At 70.8% G+C, this 21,372-nt stretch carries 18 protein-coding genes; 13 read left to right on the top strand and 5 right to left on the bottom strand.

Annotated elements, in window-relative coordinates:
- Positions 1-40 precede the first annotated feature (40 nt).
- Positions 41-1,093, top strand: coding sequence for a sensor histidine kinase (locus BM013_RS30625; protein WP_093132144.1), 1,053 nt, complete (start codon positions 41-43; stop codon positions 1,091-1,093).
- 18 nt (positions 1,094-1,111) lie between these two features.
- Complete coding sequence (locus BM013_RS30620; protein WP_093132142.1) at positions 1,112-1,744, top strand: response regulator; 633 nt, start codon at positions 1,112-1,114, stop codon at positions 1,742-1,744.
- A 55-nt stretch (positions 1,745-1,799) separates the two neighbouring features.
- Here the strand turns inward: BM013_RS30620 and BM013_RS30615 are convergent, their stop codons facing one another.
- On the bottom strand, positions 1,800-3,551 hold the full coding sequence (locus BM013_RS30615) for a carboxylesterase/lipase family protein (RefSeq protein WP_093132140.1): 1,752 nt from the start codon (positions 3,549-3,551) through the stop codon (positions 1,800-1,802).
- 196 nt (positions 3,552-3,747) lie between these two features.
- Between BM013_RS30615 and BM013_RS30610 the strand changes: the two genes are divergently transcribed.
- Together BM013_RS30610 and BM013_RS30605 are read left to right on the top strand one after the other, a co-directional pair.
- On the top strand, positions 3,748-4,104 hold the full coding sequence (locus BM013_RS30610; protein ID WP_093132137.1) for a DUF2845 domain-containing protein: 357 nt from the start codon (positions 3,748-3,750) through the stop codon (positions 4,102-4,104).
- A gap of 79 nt (positions 4,105-4,183) precedes the next feature.
- Positions 4,184-4,912 carry a DUF6882 domain-containing protein gene (locus BM013_RS30605; protein WP_218153703.1) on the top strand — a complete coding sequence of 243 codons (729 nt, stop codon included), beginning with the start codon at positions 4,184-4,186 and terminating at the stop codon, positions 4,910-4,912.
- 51 nt (positions 4,913-4,963) lie between these two features.
- On the opposite strand, the gene BM013_RS30600 is transcribed toward BM013_RS30605, so the two are convergent.
- Positions 4,964-5,692: an NAD-dependent epimerase/dehydratase family protein gene (locus tag BM013_RS30600; RefSeq protein ID WP_093132133.1), complete on the bottom strand. Its 729-nt coding sequence runs from the start codon at positions 5,690-5,692 to the stop codon at positions 4,964-4,966.
- A gap of 126 nt (positions 5,693-5,818) precedes the next feature.
- Complete coding sequence (locus tag BM013_RS30595; RefSeq protein ID WP_093132131.1) at positions 5,819-6,910, bottom strand: hypothetical protein; 1,092 nt, start codon at positions 6,908-6,910, stop codon at positions 5,819-5,821.
- A 192-nt stretch (positions 6,911-7,102) separates the two neighbouring features.
- Here BM013_RS30595 and BM013_RS30590 point away from each other — a divergent pair, with 192 nt between their 5' ends.
- The 9 genes from BM013_RS30590 to BM013_RS30550 all read left to right on the top strand — a co-directional run bounded on the left by BM013_RS30590 (position 7,103) and on the right by BM013_RS30550 (position 20,310).
- Positions 7,103-10,357: a HEAT repeat domain-containing protein gene (locus tag BM013_RS30590; protein ID WP_093132129.1), complete on the top strand. Its 3,255-nt coding sequence runs from the start codon at positions 7,103-7,105 to the stop codon at positions 10,355-10,357.
- Entirely contained in the window at positions 10,354-12,072 is a 1,719-nt protein-coding gene (locus BM013_RS30585; RefSeq protein WP_093132127.1) for a hypothetical protein, read from the top strand. Before BM013_RS30590 ends, BM013_RS30585 begins: the two co-directional genes overlap by 4 nt.
- 289 nt (positions 12,073-12,361) lie before the next feature.
- Positions 12,362-14,320 carry a reverse transcriptase family protein gene (locus BM013_RS30580; protein ID WP_256221784.1) on the top strand — a complete coding sequence of 653 codons (1,959 nt, stop codon included), beginning with the start codon at positions 12,362-12,364 and terminating at the stop codon, positions 14,318-14,320.
- A gap of 376 nt (positions 14,321-14,696) precedes the next feature.
- Positions 14,697-15,800 carry a GNAT family N-acetyltransferase gene (locus BM013_RS30575; RefSeq protein WP_256221783.1) on the top strand — a complete coding sequence of 368 codons (1,104 nt, stop codon included), beginning with the start codon at positions 14,697-14,699 and terminating at the stop codon, positions 15,798-15,800.
- Positions 15,797-16,648 (top strand): PA4780 family RIO1-like protein kinase, encoded by an 852-nt coding sequence (locus BM013_RS30570; RefSeq protein ID WP_093132121.1) that lies wholly within the window; start codon positions 15,797-15,799, stop codon positions 16,646-16,648. Before BM013_RS30575 ends, BM013_RS30570 begins: the two co-directional genes overlap by 4 nt.
- 23 nt (positions 16,649-16,671) lie before the next feature.
- On the top strand, positions 16,672-17,625 hold the full coding sequence (locus BM013_RS30565; protein ID WP_093132119.1) for an ABC transporter substrate-binding protein: 954 nt from the start codon (positions 16,672-16,674) through the stop codon (positions 17,623-17,625).
- Positions 17,626-17,678: 53 nt separating this feature from the next.
- Entirely contained in the window at positions 17,679-18,929 is a 1,251-nt protein-coding gene (locus BM013_RS30560; protein ID WP_093132117.1) for a GAF domain-containing sensor histidine kinase, read from the top strand.
- Complete coding sequence (locus BM013_RS30555) at positions 18,926-19,816, top strand: GNAT family N-acetyltransferase (RefSeq protein ID WP_093132115.1); 891 nt, start codon at positions 18,926-18,928, stop codon at positions 19,814-19,816. Before BM013_RS30560 ends, BM013_RS30555 begins: the two co-directional genes overlap by 4 nt.
- Positions 19,813-20,310, top strand: a complete 498-nt coding sequence (locus BM013_RS30550; RefSeq protein ID WP_093132113.1) for an SET domain-containing protein — start codon at positions 19,813-19,815, stop codon at positions 20,308-20,310. The genes BM013_RS30555 and BM013_RS30550 overlap by 4 nt, the downstream gene beginning before the upstream one ends.
- A gap of 16 nt (positions 20,311-20,326) precedes the next feature.
- On the opposite strand, the gene BM013_RS30545 is transcribed toward BM013_RS30550, so the two are convergent.
- Together BM013_RS30545 and BM013_RS30540 are read right to left on the bottom strand one after the other, a co-directional pair.
- Positions 20,327-20,686: a DUF1090 family protein gene (locus tag BM013_RS30545; protein ID WP_093132111.1), complete on the bottom strand. Its 360-nt coding sequence runs from the start codon at positions 20,684-20,686 to the stop codon at positions 20,327-20,329.
- 133 nt (positions 20,687-20,819) lie between these two features.
- Positions 20,820-21,329, bottom strand: a complete 510-nt coding sequence (locus BM013_RS30540) for a vWA domain-containing protein (protein ID WP_256219989.1) — start codon at positions 21,327-21,329, stop codon at positions 20,820-20,822.
- Positions 21,330-21,372 lie beyond the last annotated feature (43 nt).

The raw sequence follows: 21,372 nt of genomic DNA, 5'->3' as shown, positions 1-21,372 counted from the left end.
TCATGCCCACGCCCCTCGCTACGCGCGCCTTGCGACAGACGTGACCGACCTCACCGATCCCGAACGCAGCAGCCTGCCCGACCTCTCCTTCCACACCCTCGTGGAGCAGATGGTCGCGGGCATCTACGTGATCCAGGACGACCGCTTCGTCTACAGCAACGCCACCTGGGCCGGCATTGCGGGCTACACGGCCGAAGAGGTCACGGGCATGTCGCTCGCGCAGATCGTGCCGCCCGACTTCCTGGAGGTGGTGCGCTCGCGCATCCGCGACCGGCTCGCGAGCTCGCCGCCGAGCATGCACTTCATCACGCGCGGCATGCACCGCGACGGCGGCGTGCGGCTGGTGGAGGTGCACGGCTCGCGCATCACCTACCGCGGCCGGCCGGCGGTGATGGGCGTGGGCGTGGACGTGACCGACCGCGTGCGCAACGAAGAAGAGTTGCGCCGCTCGCGCGAACAGCTGCAGGCGCTGGCCGCCTACACCGCCAACAAGCTCGAGGAGCAGCGCCTGGCCATGGCGCGCGACGTGCACGACGTGCTGGGCGGCATGCTCACCTCGATCAAGATGGACGCGACCCGCATCCAGCGCCGCGCGGAAAGCCCCGAGATGCAGGCGCTCACGCAAGGCCTGATCGCGCTCACGCAGCAGACCATCGACACCGTCAAGCAGATCTCCGAGGCGCTGCGCCCCAGCGCGCTCGACCATCTCGACCTGTCGGCGGCGCTGGCCAACGAGCTGCGCGAGTTCACGCGCCGCTCGGGCGTGCCGCACAGCCTCGACGCGCAAGCGGACACGCTGCGCCTGCTGCCGCGGCGCACGATGGCCGTGTACCGGATCTTCCAGGAGGGCCTGACCAACGTGTCGCGCCATTCGAAGGCACGCCACGTGGCCGTCACGCTGCGGGTGGCGAACGAACAACTGCACCTGGCGCTGCACGACGACGGTTGCGGCTTCGACACCGCCGCGCCCGGCGGCAGCGCGCTCGGGCTGCTGAGCATGAGCGAGCGGGCGCGCGAGATCGGCGGTGAGCTGCACATCGCTTCGGCGCTGGGCCAGGGCACGCGCCTGAGCCTGCGCGCGCCGCTGCTGTAGGCCATCGAAGGAAGCCGAATGATCGACATCCTCATGGTCGACGACCACACGATCTTTCGCTCGGGCCTGCAGCGCCTTCTGCTCGACGAGGCCGACATCCGCACCGCGGCCGAGGCCGCCAACGGCGCAGACGCGCTGGAGCACGTGCGCCACCGGCGCTTCGACGTCGTGCTGCTCGACATCAACATGGAAGGCCGCAACGGCCTGGAGGTGCTGGCGTCGATCCGTGCGGTGCAGCCCGCGCTGCCGGTGCTGATGCTGTCGATGTACGCCGAGGAGCAGTACGCGCTGGTCGCCATCCAGGGCGGCGCGCGCGGCTACATCGCCAAGGACGCGGAGCCCGCCGAGCTGGTGCGCGCCATTCGCCGCGTGGCCGGCGGCGGCCAGTACCTGAGCGCGCGCGCCGCGCCGCTGGTGAGCGGCCAGCTCGAAGGCCGCGACGACCGCCCCGCGCACCAGCGCCTCACGGTGCGCGAGCACCAGATCATGCTGATGATGCTCAAGGGCCTGTCGCTCACCGTCATCGGCGAGGAGATGCTGATCAGCGTGAAGACCGTGAGCACGCACCGCACCCACATCCTCGACAAGCTGGGCGTGGCCAGCACCGCCGAGCTGGTGCTCTACGCGGTGCGCCACGGCCTGGTGCAATAGCCGGAGTGTTCGATGCCGCCCGCCACACGGTGGACGGTGAACGGCCGGGGTGTGTTCAGCGCGGCCCGCTGCGCAGCGGGTCGACCGACTCGGGCAGCGCGTTGAAGTCGACCTGCTGGAGCACGAAGTCGCGCTGCTGCGGCGACAGCAGCGTGTAGCGCGGCCAGAAGAACAGGTAGTCGTCGGGCGACATGGCCGACTGGTTGTCGAACACCATCCGCTTGCTGCACAGCAGGCAGACGAAGTTGGTCCAGTTGTTCCACGGCGTCTTGCCGTCGAACAGCCGGCTCGGTGCGCCGTAGCGCGCGAAGCTGGCCGTGTAGTCGATGAACTTGTCCGACAGCGCCTTGCGGCTGGTGGCGTTCGCCGGGCTCCAGGCAAAGCGCATGAAGTTGGGCTGGTCGGTCACGAAGTTGCCGAACAGCGCGGCCACGTCGATGGCGTGGAACGCGCCGAAGGTGTCCTTCCAGGGCTGCGGCGTGTCGTCCCAGTTGTAGTTGTAGCGGTAGATGTCGCCGTTCTGCAGCCGCAGCACGCGAATGACGTTGTCGATCACGTTGTCGATGGCATAGGTCAGCACCTCGTGCGTCTGCGTGTACACCGGGCGCCACTCGGGCTTGATGAGCTGGTCGAAGGTCACGGCGCCGGGCGGCGCGAAGTTGCCGAGGTTCCAGAACTCCTGCTGCGTGGGCTGGCCCATGCCGAAGAGGAACGCGAAGTACGAGCCCTCGTCGTGCGTGGAGCCGATCATCAGCGGCATCTTGTTGTAGTTGCCCAGCAGCAGCCCCGGCAGCCCGGCCGCACGGATCACGGTGCCGTCGGTGAAGTGGCCGGGCACCACGGGGCTGGGCGTGAACTTCATGATCTGCGCGGCGCTGGCGTTGCGCAGCAGCGCGGCGGTGTCGCCCTGGCCCATGCCGGCGCGCTGCGCGGCCGCCTGCGCCAGCGTGGAGGCGCGGCCGGTGTCGACCAGCAGGTTGTCGATGAGCGACTCGGCCGCCAGCGTGCCCACCACCGGCGGGTACGCATTGGGAATGCCCGACATGCACACCGCGCGGTGGAACTTGCCCTCGGCCAGCGGCGACTGCAGCAGGCCCCAGGTGTTGATGCAGCCGGCCGACTGGCCCGCCACCGTCACCTGCTGCGGGTTGCCGCCGAAGGCACGCGCGTTGGCCTTGACCCAGTCGAGCGCGCGCACCAGGTCCAGCGTGGTGAAGTTGCCCGAGTCGTCCAGCGCGTTGCCTGTCTTCAGCGCCGGATGGTTGAGCCAGCCGAGCATGCCCATGCGGTACTGCACGGTCACCACCACCATGTTGGCCTTCTGCGCGAGGTAGGCACCGTCGTAAGTCGGGTCCTTGGCCGAGCCCTTGGTGTTGCTGCCGCCGTGGATCCAGAAGAACACCGGCAGGTTGTCGGCGCTGGAGTTCGGCCGCCACACGTTGAGGTACAGGCAGTCTTCGCTGCCCACGGGCAGGCCGAAGGTGGCGGGGTCGGGCTCGCCGAAGGGGTTGCCGACCTGCGCGCACATGCCGGCCAGCGTGGTGGCCGCGCGCGAGCCGCTCCACGGCGCGGGCGGCTGCGGCGCGCGCCAGCGCAGGTTGCCCACCGGCGGCTGCGCGAACGGAATGCCGAGGAAGGCCTGCGTGTTGTTGGCGGCGGCCTTGCCGTAGATCTGGCCGGCGTCGAGCGTGCGCGTGAGGCTCTGGTTGTAGGCGGCAAGTGCGGGGAAGGCACAGAGCGTGGAAGCCGCAAGGGCCCACAAGGCCACGCCGCGCAGCACGCGCAGCCACTGGTGCAGGGAATTCATGTTGTTTGTCTCCTGGTGAATGCCTCGGGCTCTGGGGCACGGGTCATCGCAGGATTTTGCGGACTGCAGGCGCCCGGCGGGCTCGGTGTCATCGCAGGGGGCGGGCAAGAATTCTCCGATTGACACGGGGGCCGGCAAGGGCCATGAACGCGCGCCCGGCTAAAGTCGTGAACTGTTCACGAAGCAACGCCCGCCCATGCACACCTTCGCTACAAGCGCCCTCCTGCTGCTGGCCGCCGCCACGTTCGGCGCCGGCGCGTCGGCCCAGTCGCTGAGCTGCGGCGGCCGGCTCTCGGGCGTGGGCGACTCCAGGTTCTCGGTGGTGCAGAGATGCGGCGAACCGGTGTCGCGAGACTTCGTCTGCGTGCCGCGCCCGCAGGTCGTGTGGATACCTTCGCAGTACCCGGGCGGCCCGCCACAGCAGGTGGTCACGCAGCAATGCGTGCCGATGGAAGACTGGACGTACGACCGCGGCGAAGGGAACTTCCTGGGCATCGTGCGGTTCTTCAACGGGGCGGTGGAGTCAGTGCGCGACGGGGAGAAGGTGCGGTAGGCCGCCGCACTCCGCCACGCGCCGCACTGTGCCGTACCGTGCCGCACCACGAAAAAACCGATATCAGGGAAAGATCGACATGAGCACATTGCAGGACCACTTCGCGGACCACGCAGCTTCCTCGCTCGCCAGGCAAATGGCCTTGGGCGATGTGATCGGTGAGCGCGCCTGGGGCCTCGACATCCAGAAGGGCTTGCTGCGCTTCGGCAACGACCTGGAATACCGCGTCCAATTGCTGGGCTCGCATGCCTTCGAGCCCGGCACGTGGCTCTGGATCTGGGCCAATGCGCAAAGCAATATTCCGCCGCAGTACACCGAGGCGGCCGTGCGCATGCGGCAGCGTGGCGAGACCGAGGGCATCGCCGCTTTCACCGAAGCGACGGTCCCGCTGGGCACGGTCACCGATCACATGATCGCCATGACCTGCAGCGGCCTCGAGGGCGGGCGCTGTTACTACCGCGCCCCCTACGACGGCGGCGCGCTCTTCATGCTGCTCGACGACGTGCCCGCGCAGGTGCTGGCGCCCGTGCCGCTGGCGCGTGTCGGCACGGTGCTGATGGAAGTGATTTCGCAATTCGAGATCGACCATCGCCGGTTGGTGACGGGCTTCTTCGAACAGCAGGGGTTCGACGCGACCGCGACCGGCACGGGTGCCATCCGCGCCACGAGGGCGGGCGAAGGGCATGTCGACATCAGCTTCGACGAACTCGGCCGCATTTCGAACATCGCCGGCAAGCTGACACCGGCCGTGACGCCAGCGAACGAGCCGGCCGTGCCGAAGAAGCCGCGGTGGCAGTTCTGGAAATGACCCGCAACCGAGCCCCCGGCGCATTCGCCTGAGACCGGCGCCGGTTCAGGTTCAGGGCCGCGATGCGTTGGCGGCCCAGCGCCAGGCACGCTTGGCCTTCTCGCTGCTGACTTCCGCGCCGTCTTCGGCGATGTTGAAGACACCGCCCGTCGTGTGCTGCAACGCGAGCAACGCCGCCCGCGCCGCCGCCTCGACATGCAGCGGCATCGCGCCCTTGGGCTCGGCCGTCGACGTGCCGGGCCCGTAGAGCTGTCCATAGCGCAGCACCGTGCCCACCAGGCCTTGCGCGCCGAGCACGGCCTGCTCCAGCGCCGCGACGCCCCCCACGCTCACGCGGCGCGGGCCTTGGGCATCGATGTCGAGCGGCTGGTCTTCCGTGAAGGGCCTGGGGCCGGGCGCATAGGCCCACGCGATGCTTTGCGCGATGAGGCGCTTCGCACCCGCGGCCTGTGCGGCGGCCACGAGGTTGCGCGTGCCTTCGGTGCGCACGCGCGCGTTGAGCGCCGCCGCCTCGGCCATGCGCGCCGGGTCGAGGTCCTTGGGCAGGTCGGTGAGCTGGTGCACCACGGCCCACGGCGCAATGCGCACCAGCGCGGCGCGCAAGGCCTCGGCATCGAACACGTCGACCACCACCGGGTGCACGCCCTGCGCTTCCAGCGCCGCCGCGCGGCCGGCGCGCCGCGTGCTGCCGTAGACGGTGTAGCCCGCGCCGGTCAGCAAGGGGATCAGCGCCGTTCCCACCGCGCCGGTGGCGCCCGCCAAAAACACGATTTCACTCATCGCTCGTCCTGCAAGATGTTCATGCGGGACAGCTTAGGCCGGCGGCGGAGCCGCGGACAGGGCCAAGAATGGCGAAGGCGACTGGGCCATGCGCGGCGGCCCGCGCTTCGAGCCCCTCAGAGCTTTTCAGGCCTCTTCGTCTTCCGGCACGGCGCTGCGGTCCTTGATGCGCGTGACCTGCGACAGCACCGCGTCGGCCGGCGTCATGTCGGGCCGCTGCCCCTTGTAGACCGGCTGCTCGAACTTGCCGCCCGCGTAGCGATACAGGTAGCGCACCTCGACCAGCGTGCCCGCCGGCGGCAGCACCTCGTTGGGCGGCACGGTCACGTTGCCCAGGTCGATCATGGTCCCCGCCTCGTCGCGCAGGCCCACGGCCACCGAGCGCTGGGCGTTGACGCGGATCACCTCGCAGGTCGCGCTCTGGTTGAACTTGAACTTCAGGCTGCTGGTGCTGCGGCCCGCGCTGAACGGCGCGTCCAGCGCCTTCAGCACATAGCCTTCGCCGTGCACGGCCAGCAGCTGCGCGGCGCGGTTGCGCTTGCCCTCGGCGCTGAGCTCGAGCGCGAGCACCGCCATCCACGGCACCCGCGCGGCGGTTTTCTGCAGGTGCCCGAAGCGCTCGATGAACGGCGCGCCGCGCAGGTCCTGCCCGTCGAGCTCCAGCAGGTCGAAGGCCAGGAAGGCTTCGCCCACGTGCTCGCCGGCAATCACGGTGCGGCCCGCGGGCACTTGCGCGCCGCCGGCCCAGGCCTGCGGAATGTCGACGAACAGGCCGCGGCGGTTGGTGCCGCGCACGCTCTCGCCTTCGATCAGCAGGATGCGGTTCTCGCCATCGGCCTTTTCCTGCAGGCCCCAGCCCGGGTCGTCGAAGTAGCGCGCCACCTGCTCCTCGAGGATCAGCGTGGGCAGTTGCGGCAGCTCGCCGCTCATGCGGCCGGCCAGGTCGCTCGAGGTGTAGAGCGCGCCGGACTGGTCGGGCGTGTAGCCCTTGGAGGTCTTCTCCTTCACGACCTTCTCGTAGATCTTCAGCGCGGCCTCGAAGGCGACCGGGCTGCTGGTCTTGGTGCCGGTGGCCAGCGTGCCGCCGCGCCGGCCGTTGCCGTAGTCGACCACCCAGCCTTCGTCCTTGGGGCGCAGGTGCACCTGGTAGACCTTGTCCGAGCCCTGGCCCGTGAAGTAGAGAAAGCTCGACTGGGAGACCTGTTCCGTGTTCGCCATGTGCGGGTGTGAAGACAAGATTAAGAAGAATCTCTACGCGCGATCGGATGAATGCGGGCACTCGTGCGAGGCATTCATGCGGCGTGGATGCGAGCCGGCGATGCTACACACGCATGCCCGCCATCAACCGCCGCTAAGATGCGCGGCGATACAAAAAAACAAGCACCCAACCGAAGGCAGGGAGGCCTCCGCGTGAAGCGCATTCGCTCCGAGATATTGATCCGCATGAAGCCGGGCGCCCTCGGCGCCACGGGTTTCTGCACCGTGGAACTGTTCGCCCTGCCGGAAGCACCGGGCCCCGCACTGCATGTGGTGCACCTGAGCATCAGCACCGACGGCAAGCAGTGGAAGGAAACGGTCTACACGCCCTCCCCGCTGCCGCTGGAGCCGGCCTCCGCCGCGTTCGAGCGCGCCGTGGCGGCACACATGGCGCAGGGCTATGCGATCGAGGGCACGCCGCTGCCGTCCGCCGCCGCAATGGCCATGGCGGCAGCGCCTGCCGCACCACACGTGGCACACCCCGGCGACGCGGTGCTGCTCGCCGCCCTCGCGCCCGACACCTGGCGCCTGTTGCCGCCGGTGCGCCAGAGCCGCGTGGTGTGGCGCATCGGCGAGCGCCGGCTGGCTGCGGCGGTGCCGCGGCTCGTCGAGCTGCTGGAAACCGGCGAGCCGATGCTCGACTACTGCATTGCCTGGGCCATCGGCCGCTGCGGCGACGCGGGCGCGTTCGAGGCGATGCGCGAGCTGTCGCAGCGCGGCCGCACGCCGGTGGTGACGCGTGCCGCGCGCTGGGCGGCGCTGAACCTCTGGCCGGCCGGCACGCGCGCGAGCGAATCCGCGCGCATCGTCGACGACTGGCCCGCCGCGCTGCGCCGCGCCTGGGCCGGCATGCAGGAACTGCCCGTCGAAGAGGCCCTGCCGCGGCTGCAGCAGCACCTGGGCGACCCGGCGCTGTGGAACGGCCTGAAGTACGCGGCGTGGGTCGAGCAGCTGTTCGACCTGTCGCTGCTCGAGGGCCAGGGCGCGGGTGCCGACGGCCTCGCGCACAAGGCGCTGCTGGAAATCGCGCCCACGCTGCAGCTCGCGGCCGGCAGCTTCCGTGCCTGGCGCCGGCTCTACAAGGGTGCCGAGTTCGCGGGCGACTACGTGCTGCTCGGCGTGCTGCACCAGCGCCTGGAAACGCAGCGCGCGGCCTACCGCGCCGGCGGGCGCTGGGCGCAGGCCAACGGCCGCTACCTCGAGATCGCCAAGGAAGTCGTGCGGCCCGACAGCCGCCTGGCCTACAGCCAGCGCACGCGCGACTACCTGCGCCGGCGCACCTGGCGCAACCTGCGCCGGCTCGCCATGGCGGGCACCGCCGACGAGCCGAGCTGGCTGCAGCTGGCCATGGGCGTGCTGCTCGCGGCCGACGACGCCGACGCGGGCACCGCCGGCCAGCAACGCGAATCGCGCTGGACCGAGGAACCCCGCAGCTGGCACACCGGCCCCTACAGTCGCTGGCTGGTGCTGATGCAGCTGCTGCACCGCCACGACGCCGAATGGGAAGCCCAGCGCGGCGGCCTGCGCTGGCGCCGCCACACGCCGCTGCCCGAGCGGCGCACCGAGCGCACCGAAGCCTGGCCCGAGCGCTGGGACCGCCACCCGCAAGCGCTGCTGCAGCTCATGCAGCAGGGCCGCTGCGCCGCGGTGCATGCCTTTGCGGCGCGCGCGCTGCAGGACAACAAGCCCTTCTGCGAAGCCCTCGAGACGCCCGAGGTCGCGCGCCTGCTGGCCAGCCCCTGGGACGACACCGCGCGCTTCGCGCTTGCGCTGGCCAAGGCACGCATCGCGGCCGGCGCGCCGGCCTTGCCCTGGCTGCCCGCGCTGCTGGGTTCGCCGCTGGCCGAGGCGCGCACGCTCGCGCTCGAATGCATCGCGCGAGACCCCGGCCTGTACAGCCAGCAGGTCGACCTGCTGCTGACGCTGCTGACCTCGGCCGATGCCGAAGTGCGCCGCGCCTCGCGCCTGCTGCTGCAGGCCGCCGCGGCGAACCTCTCGGTGCTCGATGCGCTGTGCGTCGAGCTGCAGCCCTGGCTCGAGGCACGCGATTCCGAGGCGCCGGAACTCGGCGCCATCTGCGAGAACGTGCAGTGGGCGCTGCAAGGCCCGCTGCGCAGCGCGGCCGCGAAGGCGCCGTTGCCCGAGCTGCTCGCGCTGTTCGAACACCCGGCCGCCGACGTGGTGGCCACGGCCGCCGAATGGCTGCTGCTGCACCCGGCCTCGGTGCACGGCCTGCCGGTGGAGGTGCTCACGCGCCTGCTGCAGTCGGACGACGCGCGCCTGCGCGGCGCCGGCGTGCGGCTCTTCACCGCCCTGCCCGACGCCACGCTGGTCGCGCAGCCCGCACTCTTCGCCGCCTTCTGCAGCAGCCCGATGCCCAGTGTGCGCGCGGCCGTCGCGCCCAAGCTCGCGCAGCTGCTGCCCGAGCACCCGGCTTTCGGTGCCGCGCTGATGCCGATGCTGCGCGACGAACTGTTCCGCGCCGAAGCCGCCGAGGGCGTGTTCGACGCGCTGCTGCAATGGCTGTGCGGCCCGCTGGCCGCGCGCACGCGCGCAGGCGAGCCGGCCGTCACGCTGCGCCTGCTCGAGGCGCGCAGCAAGGGCGCGCAGCGCCTGGGCGCATGGCTGCTGCCGCAGCAAGATGCGCAAGGCTTCAGCGTGCTGGAGACCGCCAGCATGGGCCTGGTCGACACCGCCGCCGCGCGCCGCTGGGCCATGGAGCAGCTCGGCGCGCAGCCGCAGCGCACGCTGGCGCAACTGGGCGACGCGCTGCGCATGTTCGACAGCCGCTGGGACGACGCGCGCGACTGGGCCCGCCAGTGGTTCGCCGCGCAAGGCGGCGCCGAGCAATGGACGCCCTCGCTGCTGGTGCGCCTGTGCGACCACAAGGACCCGGGCGCGCAGCGCCTGGGCCGCGAGCTGCTCACCACCCACTTCGACGTGACCGACGTCACCACCTACATGCTGCAACTGAGCCAGCACCCCTCGCCCGGCATGCAGCTGTTCGTGACCAACTGGCTGGCCTCGGCCGCCGGGCAGAAGCCCGAGGTGCTCGCGCGGCTGGAGCCCTACTTCCTCAGCGTGCTGTCGCAGGCCAACCGCGGCCGGCTGGCCAAGGCGCGCGTGATGCAGTTCCTGGCCGCGCAGGCGGCGCACTCAGAAGACATCGCACGCATCGTGGCGCGCGTGTTCGCGCGGCAGGTGGTGACCGGCGCGATCACCGAGCGCGCGCAGTACGTGGCGGGGCTGCGCAGCATCCAGGAAGCCTTCCCCGATCTCGACAACCCGCTGCAGACCGCGCCGGTGCGCAGCGTGGCGCCGCGCCGCGCACCCGCACCCGCAGCGGCATCGGCATCGGCATCGGCACCCCCAGCCACATCGGCACCCGCCGGAGGCAACGCCGCATGAGATTCCAGTACCGCTACTTCGGCCACTCCGGCGCGCAGCACACGGCCGACAGCACCGCGCTGCAGTTCGCACCCGACACGCTGCGCGCGCCGGTGCATTTCGTGGCCGACGTCAACCGCCACCTGCCGTTTCGCGAAGGCATGTCCGCGCTGCACGACGTGGTGGTGGGCGACCTGCGCTTCCAGCCGCGCGACAAGAGCGCCTACCTCGAATGGCTGGCCGGGCAGGAGAGCGAGCTGCTCGCGCAGTTCATGGCGCGCAGCGACTCGCTGAAGGCGCAGATGGCGCCAATCCGCGAGGAACTGGGCGAGCTGCGCAAGCGCAAGCAGGCCGTGCTGCAGCCCTTCATGGGCGCGCAGAAGCGCTACTTCGACCACATCTACAAGGTCAACCGCGAAGCGTGGTTCGTGCTCGACCCCGTCATCACGGTGCACCCCGACCGCGTGTTCTTCGAGTGCTTCAGCCAGGACGAGTCGAGCTACGGCATGTTCTCGTGCAGCCACGAGGCCTTCGACCGGGTGAGCGACCACGCCTTCGGCACCACCAACGTGGACTACTCCGAATCGCTGTACGACGAGTTCCAGAAGATCCGCGACTACAAGGCCACGCGCCTGGCCATCGACCCCGGCGGCTTCCAGGTGCAGAGCGACAACGACCCGGCCTTCCACGAGCCGAAGATCGACGTGCCCGACAGCTGGGTGCGCGGCTTCCTGCAGGTCAGCAGCGCGACGCTGCTGCCCGCGCAACGACTGCAGCTGCACCCGATGGACATCCACAACATCTGCCTGGTGCTGCGCCGGCGCAAGGAGCGCGTGGGGCCGCGCTCGCTGCGCTTCATCCTGCGGCCGGGGCAGCCGGTGCGCATCCTGTTCGAGCCCTGGGGCCACGAGCTGGTGTGCCCGCGCTCCACGCACAGCGCCACGTCGGACACCGACATCCGCGTGTGGGGCCGGCGCCGGCTGCTGCAACTGGAGCGGCTGGTGCCGGTGGCGCAAGGCTTCACCGTGCACCTGCTGGGCACCGGCATGCCGAGCTTCTGGGTGGCGCAGCTGCCCGACATGGAATTCACGCTCGGCCTCTCGGGCTGGACCGCCAACGACTGGTCGCGCAACAGCCACTTCGAGCTGCTGCAGCCGCGCCACACGGTCGACCAGGACAGCCAGCTGCGCGTGTTCGCGGCGCTGGGCGAACGCTGGCGCGCGACCACGGCCGAACTTGCGGCGGCCACCGGCCTGTCGACGCTCACGGTCGACGCCGCGCTCGGCGGCTACGTGCAGGCCGGGCGCGTGGTGTACGACCTGGCGCACGGCGTGTGGCGCCTGCGCGAGCTGAGCCGCGAGCCGCTGCCCATGGACCAGCTGCGCTACGCCAGCCCCGAGGAAGAAGCCGCCGCCGCGCTGGTGCAGGCGCGCCGCATCGCCAACGTGAAGACGCAGGCGCGCGCCGACGGCGGCCTGGCGCTCAGCGGCAAGTGCAAGGGCGCCTCGGGCGAGCGCGAATACCTGGTGGGCCTGCAGCTGGACACAGACCAGCGCGTGGCCTCGGGCGACTGCCAGTGCAGCCACTTCGTGCGCCACCGCATGACCAAGGGGCCGTGCGAACACATGCTGGCGCTGCGCCTCGCGGCCACGCCCGACATGCAGGGCATGCTGGACATGGCAGGCGCCGCAACGAAAACGACGACAGATCAGGAAAGGACCGCACGCATCGGCTGATACACTGCTTTTTGCGAACGGAGCGGGAAGGCTCTTGCAATCCGGGTGGCGTATCGCCACCCTCGCACACAGCACTTCCCAAGCGTCACTGGACGTCTCTTCACTGTGCCGTACACGCATGGTGACGCGACAACAGTGCGGCTTCCTCGAAACTCATCGGCGTCACCATGCGTGTACGGCGTCGAGTGGAGCCCTCCAGTCCCGAGGCTCTTCGACGAGATTCCCGCTTCGTTCGCAATTTTTTCCAGCAGTGCATCGGCCGGTGGCGCAGCGCCATGACCCCATGACCATGCAGTCTCCCCCCGCCTCTTCCATTCCCGACTCGGCCCTCACGCGCGAGCAGCTGTACGAGCGCATCCGCAAGGGTTCGAAGCAGGAAGTCATCCTCGAGGAAATGCAGCGCCTGGGCTTCTGGCCGCAGGACGCGGCGCAGCCCTCGGTCGAGGTGCAGCTGATCCGCCGCGAGAGCGAACTGCAAGGCGCGCTGACGCAGCTCGGCGACGAGCTGCGCGGCATCGAGGACCGCGACCGCGCGCTGAAGATGATGCGCAAGGAGCGCATGGCCAAGGCCCGCGAGCGCCGCGAGGAAACCCGCCAGCGCCTGGCGCAGGGCCGCCATGCGCGCGCCGTGGCCTGGCACGACCGGCGCCAGCGCGAGCTGCTCTATGTGGGCGACGGCGTGTCGGGCGGCCTCAACGAAGCGCACAGCGACAGCCAGGCGCTGGCGCGCAACGCGCTGCCCGCCATGGACGTGGCGAGCGATCTTGCGCAGGCCATGGGCATCGGCCTGGGCGAGCTGCGCTTCCTGGCCTGGCACCGCGAGGTGGCCAGCGTGAGCCACTACCAGCGCTTCACCATCGCCAAGAAGAGCGGCGGCGAGCGCCACATCTCCGCGCCCATGCCGCGCATGAAGCGCGCGCAGTACTGGGTGCTCGACAACATCCTGGCGAAGATGCCGGTGCACGAGGCGGTGCACGGCTTCCTGCCGGGCCGCTCGATCCTCAGCAACGCGGCGCCGCACGTGGGGCAGGACGTGGTGATCAACCTCGACCTGAAGGACTTCTTTCCGTCGATCGGCATGCGCCGCGTGCGCGGCGTGTTCCGCCAGCTCGGCTACTCCTCGCAGGTAGCGAGCCTGCTGGCGCTGGTGTGCACCGAGGCGCCGACCGACGAGGTGCAGCTGGACGGCCGGCGCTACTTCGTCGCGCGCGGCGAACGCGTGCTGCCGCAGGGCGCGCCCACGAGCCCGATGCTCACCAACCTGCTGTGCCGCCGGCTCGACGCGCGGCTGGCCGCGAGCGCGGCGAAGCTGGGTTTTCGCTACACCCGCTATGCCGACGACCTGACCTTCTCGGCCGACCCCGCGCACAGCCGCGACGCCGGCAAGCTGCTGTGGCGCGTGAAGCAGATCGTGGCGAGCGAAGGCCTCACGGTGCACCCCGACAAGCAGCAGGTGATGCGCCGGCACCGCCAGCAGCACGTGACGGGCATCGTGGTGAACGACAAGCTCTCGACCGACCGCGACACGCTGCGGCGCTTTCGCGCGGTGCTGCACCAGGCCGAACGCCACGGGCCGCAGGGCCTGCAATGGAACGGCAACACCGACGTGATCGGCGCGCTGCGCGGCTATGCGAACTTCATCGCGATGGCCGACCCGGCGCGCGGCGCGCCCTATCTGCAGCGCGTGCGTACGCTGGCCGACAGGCACAAGGGCGGCGCAGCGGCAACCGCACCTGCGGCGGCACCGGCCGCGCAGCCGCCCGCACAGCGCAAGCTCCCCGCGGGCCATTTCCGCGCACAGTCCGCCGCGGGCCAGGCACCCTGGCCGGCATGGTGGCAGCCCGCGCAAGCGGGCGCGCCGGTGCTGGAGAAAACCGCCGAGCAGATCGCCGAGGAAAAGAAGGCGCAGCGCGAAGCCGCGCGGGCACAGGCCGCCGCGGCGGCGGCGCCACCGGCGTCCGCAAGGCCAGCCGCGCCGACCTCCTCTGCACCTGCTGCACCTGCTGTGCCCGGCGCACCCGCCGCGCCAGGCCCCACCTCCCACATCGCCTGGATCTTCAGCATGATGGTGCAGGCGCTCTACGTGGTCTCGGTGTTCCTTTCAGGATCGAGCCCGTTGATCTGGCTGCTCACGGGCGGCGTGTTCGTCGGCAACTTCCTGCGGCGCAAGACCGGCTGGGGCAACTTCATCGCGGCGGTGGTGGTGTCTTCGGCGCTGGCCGCGCTCGTGCACGGCATGAAGAACTGAAGGCATGCCGACGGTGCCGGGCTGCGCCAAAAACCACACGCCGCTTCACAGCGCAGGGCAAGGCCGCTACATTCGTCGCTTCGACAACCACACAGAAAGCGGAGGTGCGCAATGGAAGACACTGCAATTCAAGCCCCTACCAACGTGCGGTTTGTCGGGCCTGTGCTGAACTGACTCCGAACCTGTAGTTCGCGCGTTCGTCGCGTCGTCGGTCTGCCCCGCGGAGCCTTTCGGCCTTCGCGAGCACCTCGCCCCAAGCCGCTCCTTTTCAAAAAAAACGCCGCCGCCCGCACGCATGTGCCGGCGGTGCCCCGTTCATTTTGTCGAGCCAAGGCCCACCATGCTTGAAACCCGTGCCGCACATGCGCGGCATACCGTGACCGCTGTTTTCGATCCCCAGCGCGCGAGCGAAGCCGACTGGGGCCGCGCCCTCGCGTACTGGCGCCTGCGCCATGAGGAAGACCATCCGGGCGAGCCCGTGCCCAACGATGCCGACACCCGGCACAACGTGCTCAGGGCAGACCCGCTGTACGTTTCCCACCGCATGCTGGCCGTCGGCCCGCACGGTGAATTGATGGGCAGCCTGAATGCGAGCTTTCGCCGCGAAGGCACGCCCGACTGCGAAGCCTTCGCGCCCTTCATCGACGCATGGGGCGGCGTGCTGCGCGCGCACCAGCGGCGCGGCGTGGCCACCGCCCTGCTGCATGCGTTGCTGGCGTTGATGGATGCGCACGGCAAGCGCGTGGCAACGCTGCGAACGCACCTGCCCGAAGGCCATGCCTTCCTGCAGGCCATCGGCGCCACGCAGAAGTACCGCAGCGTGGAGAACCGCATGGCCTTTGCCGGGCTCGACTGGCAGGCGCTCGCCCGCTGGCGCGCCGAAGGCTTCGCGCCCGCGCACGGCCTGCGCGCCGAGGTGCACGCAGGCCGCGTGCCCTTCGAGCGGCTGGCCGCGCTGATGGCGCCGCTGTCCGCGCTGCTGGACGACGCGCCCACCGGCAACCTCGAGCGGCCGCCGCTGCGCTACGACCTGGAGGGCTACCACACCTGGTATGCCGACCTGGACCAGCGCGGCGGCGACCACCTGCTCGTGCTGCTGCTCGACGGCAACGACGAAGTGGCCGCCGTGTGCGACGCCAACTGGAGCCCGCGCTTCCCCGAGCGCATGTACCAGAACCTCACCGCCGTGGCGCGCCGCTGGCGCGGCAAGGGACTGGCCAAGGGCGTGAAGGCCGCGATGCTGCAGCTCGTGCGCGAGCGCCACCCGCAGGTGACGCTGGCCGTGAGCAGCAACGCCGAGGTCAATGCGCCCATGCTCGCCATCAACCGGCAATTGGGCTTTGCACCGCACAGGCATGATGGGGCGTACCAGGTCGGCAGGGAGCGCCTGAGCGCATTCCTCTCGACCCGCCAGGCCAGCCCGACCCGGCCGGCAAACCCCATGGCAACCCAACAAGAAACACAGGAGGAACGCCCATGAAAGCGCCCCAACGACTGCAGGCATTGATCGACGAAGGACTCATCGACACCGTCGTGCGCCAGCTCATGAGCGGCAAGGAGGCCATGGTCTACGTGGTGCGCTGCGGCGAGGAGACGCGCTGCGCCAAGGTCTACAAGGAGGCCGACAAGCGCAGCTTCCGCCAGGCCGTCGACTACACCGAGAACCGCCGCGTGAAGAACACCCGCGAGGCGCGCGCCATGGCCAAGGGCACCAAGTTCGGCCGCCAGGTGACCGAGGCCATCTGGCAGAGCGCCGAGGTCGATGCGCTCTACCGGCTGGCCGCCGCCGGCGTGCGCGTGCCCACGCCGCACAACTTCCTCGAAGGCGTGCTGCTGATGGACCTGGTGACCGACGCCAACGGCGATGCCGCCCCGCGCCTGAACGACGTGGCGTTCTCGCCCGAAGACGCGCTGCGCCACCACGCCAGCCTGCTGCGCGAGGTGATGCGCATGCTGTGCGCGGGCGTGGTGCACGGCGACCTCTCGGAGTTCAACGTGCTGCTGGCCGAGGACGGCCCCGTCATCATCGACCTGCCGCAGGCCGTGGACGCCGCGGGCAACAACCACGCCCGGCGCATGCTGCTGCGCGACGTGGAGAACCTGCGCAACTTCTTCGGCCAGTACGAACCCGCGCTGCTGCGCACGCACTACGGCGACGAGATCTGGCAGCTGTACGAGCGCGGCCTGCTGCGCCCCGAGACCGAGCTCACGGGCACCTTCGTGCGCGAGAGCGGCCCGGTCGACCTGGGCAACGTGCTGCGCGAGGTGGAAGACGCGCGCATGGAAGAAGCGGCGCGCCTGCTGCGGATGCAGACGCCGCGACAATAGCGCGGCCCTCTTTCCTGCCGCCGATGACCTCCGCCGCCCTGCCGAACCCCGCCCCGAACTGGCGCCAGCCGCTGTCCGCCACCGCCCGCCGGGTTGCGAAGGCAGCGGCCTTCGTCGCCTTCCTGGCGCCAGGCCTGGGGCCGGCGGCGCAGGCCGCACCCGGCATCCGCCTGGAGGACGACCGCGGCACCACGGTCGAGCTGCAGGGGCCGGCGCGGCGCATCGTGTCGCTGATGCCTTCGCTGACCGAGACCGTCTGCGCGCTGGACGCCTGCGACCGGCTGGTGGGCATCGACCGCCACGCCAACTGGCCGGCCTCGGTGAAGGGCCTGCCGCAGGTGGGCGGCATCGACGACGCCAACATCGAGCGCATCGTCGCGCTCAAGCCCGACCTGGTGCTGCTGCGCCCGCGCAGCCGCGCCGCCGAGCCGCTGGAGCGCTTGGGGCTGAAGGTGCTGGCGCTCGACGCCAAGACCCATGCCGACATGCGCCGCGTGATGGAGACCGTGGCCCGCGCCACTGGCCGCCCCGGCGCGGGCGAGGCCTTCTGGCGCAAGCTCGACGCCGGGCTGGACGCCGCGCGCGCCCGCGTGCCGGCCGGCTGGCAGGGCCGGCGCGTGTACTTCGAGGTGCACGGCGGCATGGCGGCGGCCAGCGAAAGCTCGTTCATCGGCGAGACCCTGGCGCGCCTGGGCCTGGGCAATGCGGTGCCGGGCACGCTCGGCCCCTTCCCCAAGATGAGCCCCGAGTTCGTGGTGCGCGCCAACCCCGACGTGCTGATGGTGTCGGCACTGGGCGAGATCTCGGCCATGGCCGGGCGCCCCGGCTGGTCGGCCATGTCGGCCATCCAGCGCGGGCGGGTCTGCAGCTTCGCCTCGGCGCGCTTCGACCTGATGATGCGTCCCGGCCCGAGGCTGGACGAGGCGGCCGACGCCATCGTGGCTTGCCTGGCCTCGCTGGGCGATGGCAAGCCCTGAGCGCCCTGGCACGGCCCCACAGGCTGCGGGCCCTGTCGTACCATTGACTTACCTTGACGCCCAGCTCCGCCCCTTCCGACCGCCCCGACCACTCCGACCGTCCCGGCCTTGTTGAACTCGTCGACTCCGCCGAAGCCATCGCGCGGGACGTGGCGGCCATCGGGCGCATCAGCGCGGTGCCCTCGCTGCTGAAGATCATCTGCCAGAACACCGGCATGGGCTTTGCCGCCGTGGCCCGCGTGACCGACGGCACCTGGACCGCCTGCGCGGTGGAAGACAACATCCAGTTCGGGCTGCTGCCCGGCGGCCAGCTGAAGGTGGAGACCACGCTGTGCAGCGAGTCGCGCGCAGCGCGCGAGCCGGTGGTGATCGACCGCGCCAGCACCGACCCGGTGTACTTCGACCACCACACGCCGCGCATGTACAACATCGAGAGCTACATCTCGGTGCCCATCATCCACAGCAACGGCGACTACTTCGGCAATCTGTGCGCCATCGACCCGCGCCCGGCGGTGCTGTCCGACGCGCGCGTGGTGTCGATGTTCACCGCCTTCGCCGACCTCATCGCGCGCCAGCTCGAGAACGAAGACCGCCAGGAGCGCACCGAGAGCGCGCTGCGATCCGAGCGCACCACGGCCGAGTTGCGCGAGCAGTTCATCGCCGTGCTGGGCCACGACCTGCGCAACCCGCTGTCGGCGGTGGGCGCCACGGCCGAGCTGCTGGTGCGCCGCGAGTCGGAGCCCGAGCTGGTGAAGCTCGGCACCCGGCTCAAGGCCAGCACGCGGCGCATGTCGGGGCTGATCGACGACGTGCTCGACTTCGCGCGCGTGCGCCTGGGCTCGGGCATGGGCCTGAGCCTGCGCGAGGCCGACTTCCTGGCCTCGGGCCTGAAGGACGTGGTCGACGAGGTGCGCGCGGCCAACCCACAGCTCGACATCCGCGACGACATCGCCATCAACGGCGCGGTGCGCTGCGACCAGGGGCGCATCCAGCAGGTGCTGTCCAACCTCATCGGCAATGCGGTGACGCACGGCGCGCCCGACCGGCCGATTGCGGTGCGCGCCGCCATCGAGGGCGACAAGCTCGTGCTCTCGGTCACCAACGGCGGCACGCCGATCCCGCCGGACGACCTGGCCAAGATCTTCCAGCCCTACTGGCGCCCCGCGCACAGCAAGCCCGGCGGCGGGCTCGGGCTGGGCCTGTACATCGCATCGGAAATCGTCGCCGGCCATGGCGGCACGCTGCAGGTCACGTCCTGCGCGGACCAGGGCACACGGTTCCTCGTGACGATCCCGGCGGCATGACGGTGGCGGGCACTGCGGCGGTTCCCGCGTCGGACTTCGGGCGGGACGAACTCACCGAACTCTGGAACCGCGCCTACGAAGGCTATTTCGTGCCGATCGCGTTCGACGCGCAGCGCTTCGAGCGCCACCTGCGGCGCGCCGGCGTCGAGCTGGCGCTGTCGCGCGTGCTGGTGGCGGCCGATGGCCAGGCTTGCGGCATCTCGCTGGCCGGGCGCCGCGGGGAGCGCGGGTACCTCGCGGGCTTCGGCATCGCCGGCTCGCACCGGCGGCAAGGGCTCGGCCAGCAGCTGATCGGCGCGCAGGTCGCGGCCTTCTCGCAGGCCCGCATCCGGCAGGCCTTGCTCGAGGTGATCGAGCAGAACCCGGCCCGCGCGCTGTACCGGCAGGCCGGCTTCGAGGCGCTCCGCACGCTCGAGGTGCTCGAGTGGACCGCCGAACCCCGCGCCCCGGCACCCGCGACCGCCCATGCGCTCGACGCCGCCACGCTGGCCGCCGTGCACCACGCCTGCAGCGCCCTGTGCCGCCCGACGTGGCGCCGCGAGCTGCCCACCGTGCAGGACGCCATCGCCCGCGAAGGCGCGCTGGCGCTCGGCGTGCGGCAAGGCGCGGCCACGCTGGCCTATGCCGTCCTGCCGCGCCCGGAAGACCCGCAGGGCGTGCTGCTCGACGCGGCCGCCGTCGGCGAAGACGCGGCCCACCGGCTGCTCGACATGCTGGCCCTCGCGCGCCCCGGCGTGCGCTGGCGGCTGGTCGACGAGCCCTGCGGCAGTCCTTTTTTTCGTGCTGTTACCGCGCGCGGCGCGGCGCCGGTCATCCGCCAGGTCGAAATGGCGTTGACACTTCAGGCTGCGCCCGACGCCCCCACCGTTTTCCCTCTTTCCCCATGAAGCATCACAAGCGAACCTCGTCCACCCCTTTCGTGCGGGTGGGCCCCAGCGGCGTGCACGGCCTCGGCGCCTTCGCCACGCGCGACCTGCCGGCCGAGGCCTTCCTGGGCCTCTACGAAGGCCGCCGCTACACCAAGGCCGAGATCGCCACCAAGGTGTGGGACGACCAGCTCACCTACCTGTTCACGCTGACGAACCAGGAAACCATCGACGGCGCCAAGGGCGGCAACGCCACGCGGCACCTGAACCATTCGTGCGAGCCGAACTGCGAGGCGGTCGAGGAATACGACGAAAGCGGCGAGCTGGTGCTGAGGTTCCAGACGCTGATGGAAGTGGACGCGGGCGACGAGCTGTTCATCGACTACTCCCTGACGGCCGACGACGGCTCGCCGCCGTCGAAGTACCCCTGCCATTGCGGCGCGCCGGGCTGCCGCGGAACGATGCTGGCGCCGGCCGACACCGTGGCGGAGGAAGCCGGACCGACCGCGTCCTGACGCTCCGGCGGGGCCGTCAGCGCGGTTCGGCGCGCAGCGTGCGCAATTGCGCTTCCGCCTGCTCGAGCTCCGAGCGCAGCATGCGGATGTCCTGCTCCAGCCGTTCGATGCGCGCTTCGCGGCCCTGCGCCACGGCCGGCAGCTTGCACTGCGCCTGCAGCGTGCCCAATGCATCGGCCAGCTCGCGGCGGCGCAGCATCTGGCCCCGGGAGCGGGCCAGGTCCATGTCGCGCTCGAGCAAGGCCTCCTGCGCCTTGCAGTCCTCCCCTTGCAACGACGGCGCGGGCAATGCGCGTGGCGCGGATGGCCCCGGCTGTGCGAAGGCAGGCGCGGCCAGGGTCAACGCAAGGGCCAGGAAGCAGGGTTTCAAAAGCATGCCGCACGGTACCCGAACTTTCCCGCTCCAGCGCCGTACAGCCCTCGGGCAGCACCGGCCATGCATTTCGTCTCGGGCCACCCGTCCGCACACGCCCGAGCGGGCGGCCTGAAGCAGCGCTGGGGCCCGCGCCTCAGGCCGCCGAATCCGGCGTGAGGTAGCGCGCGTCCCAGCGCTCGGCAAGCTGCCTCGCACGGTGCAGCGGCACGCGCGCCGCCTCGAAGTCCACCACGCAGGCCACGTCGGCCGCTTCGGGCCGCGCGGGGCTTTCGCCGGTGCGGCCGTCGGTCAGGAGCCACAGCCAGCGCTGGCGCGACTCGCTCTTCGCCAGCAGTTGCTCGGCGCGCAGCACCCCCAGCGCCAGCGGCGTGCCGCCGCCCGCCGCAATGGGCGCGACCCAGTCGTCGTTCCAGGCGCTGGCGCGGCGCGGCGGCAGGCGCAGCTCGACCACCTCGCCGGCAAAGCACAGCAGCGCCACATGGTCGCGGCGCTGGTAGGCCTCCTGCATCAGCGCGAGCAGCAGGCCCTTGGCGCGCGCGAGGTTGCCGTCGTCGCGCATCGAGGCCGAGCAGTCGAGCAGGAAGCAATGCAGCGCACCGCTGCGCGCCTCCCGCGGGCGATGGCGCAGGTGCTCGGCGCGCAGCGCGCCGGCGCCGCGGGCCGCGAAGGTGCGCGGCCAGTCGAAG

The organism is Variovorax sp. OK605 (assembly GCF_900115445.1).
In the GTDB taxonomy this organism is placed as follows: domain Bacteria; phylum Pseudomonadota; class Gammaproteobacteria; order Burkholderiales; family Burkholderiaceae_C; genus Variovorax.
This window is presented reverse-complemented; position numbering and strand designations above follow the sequence as displayed.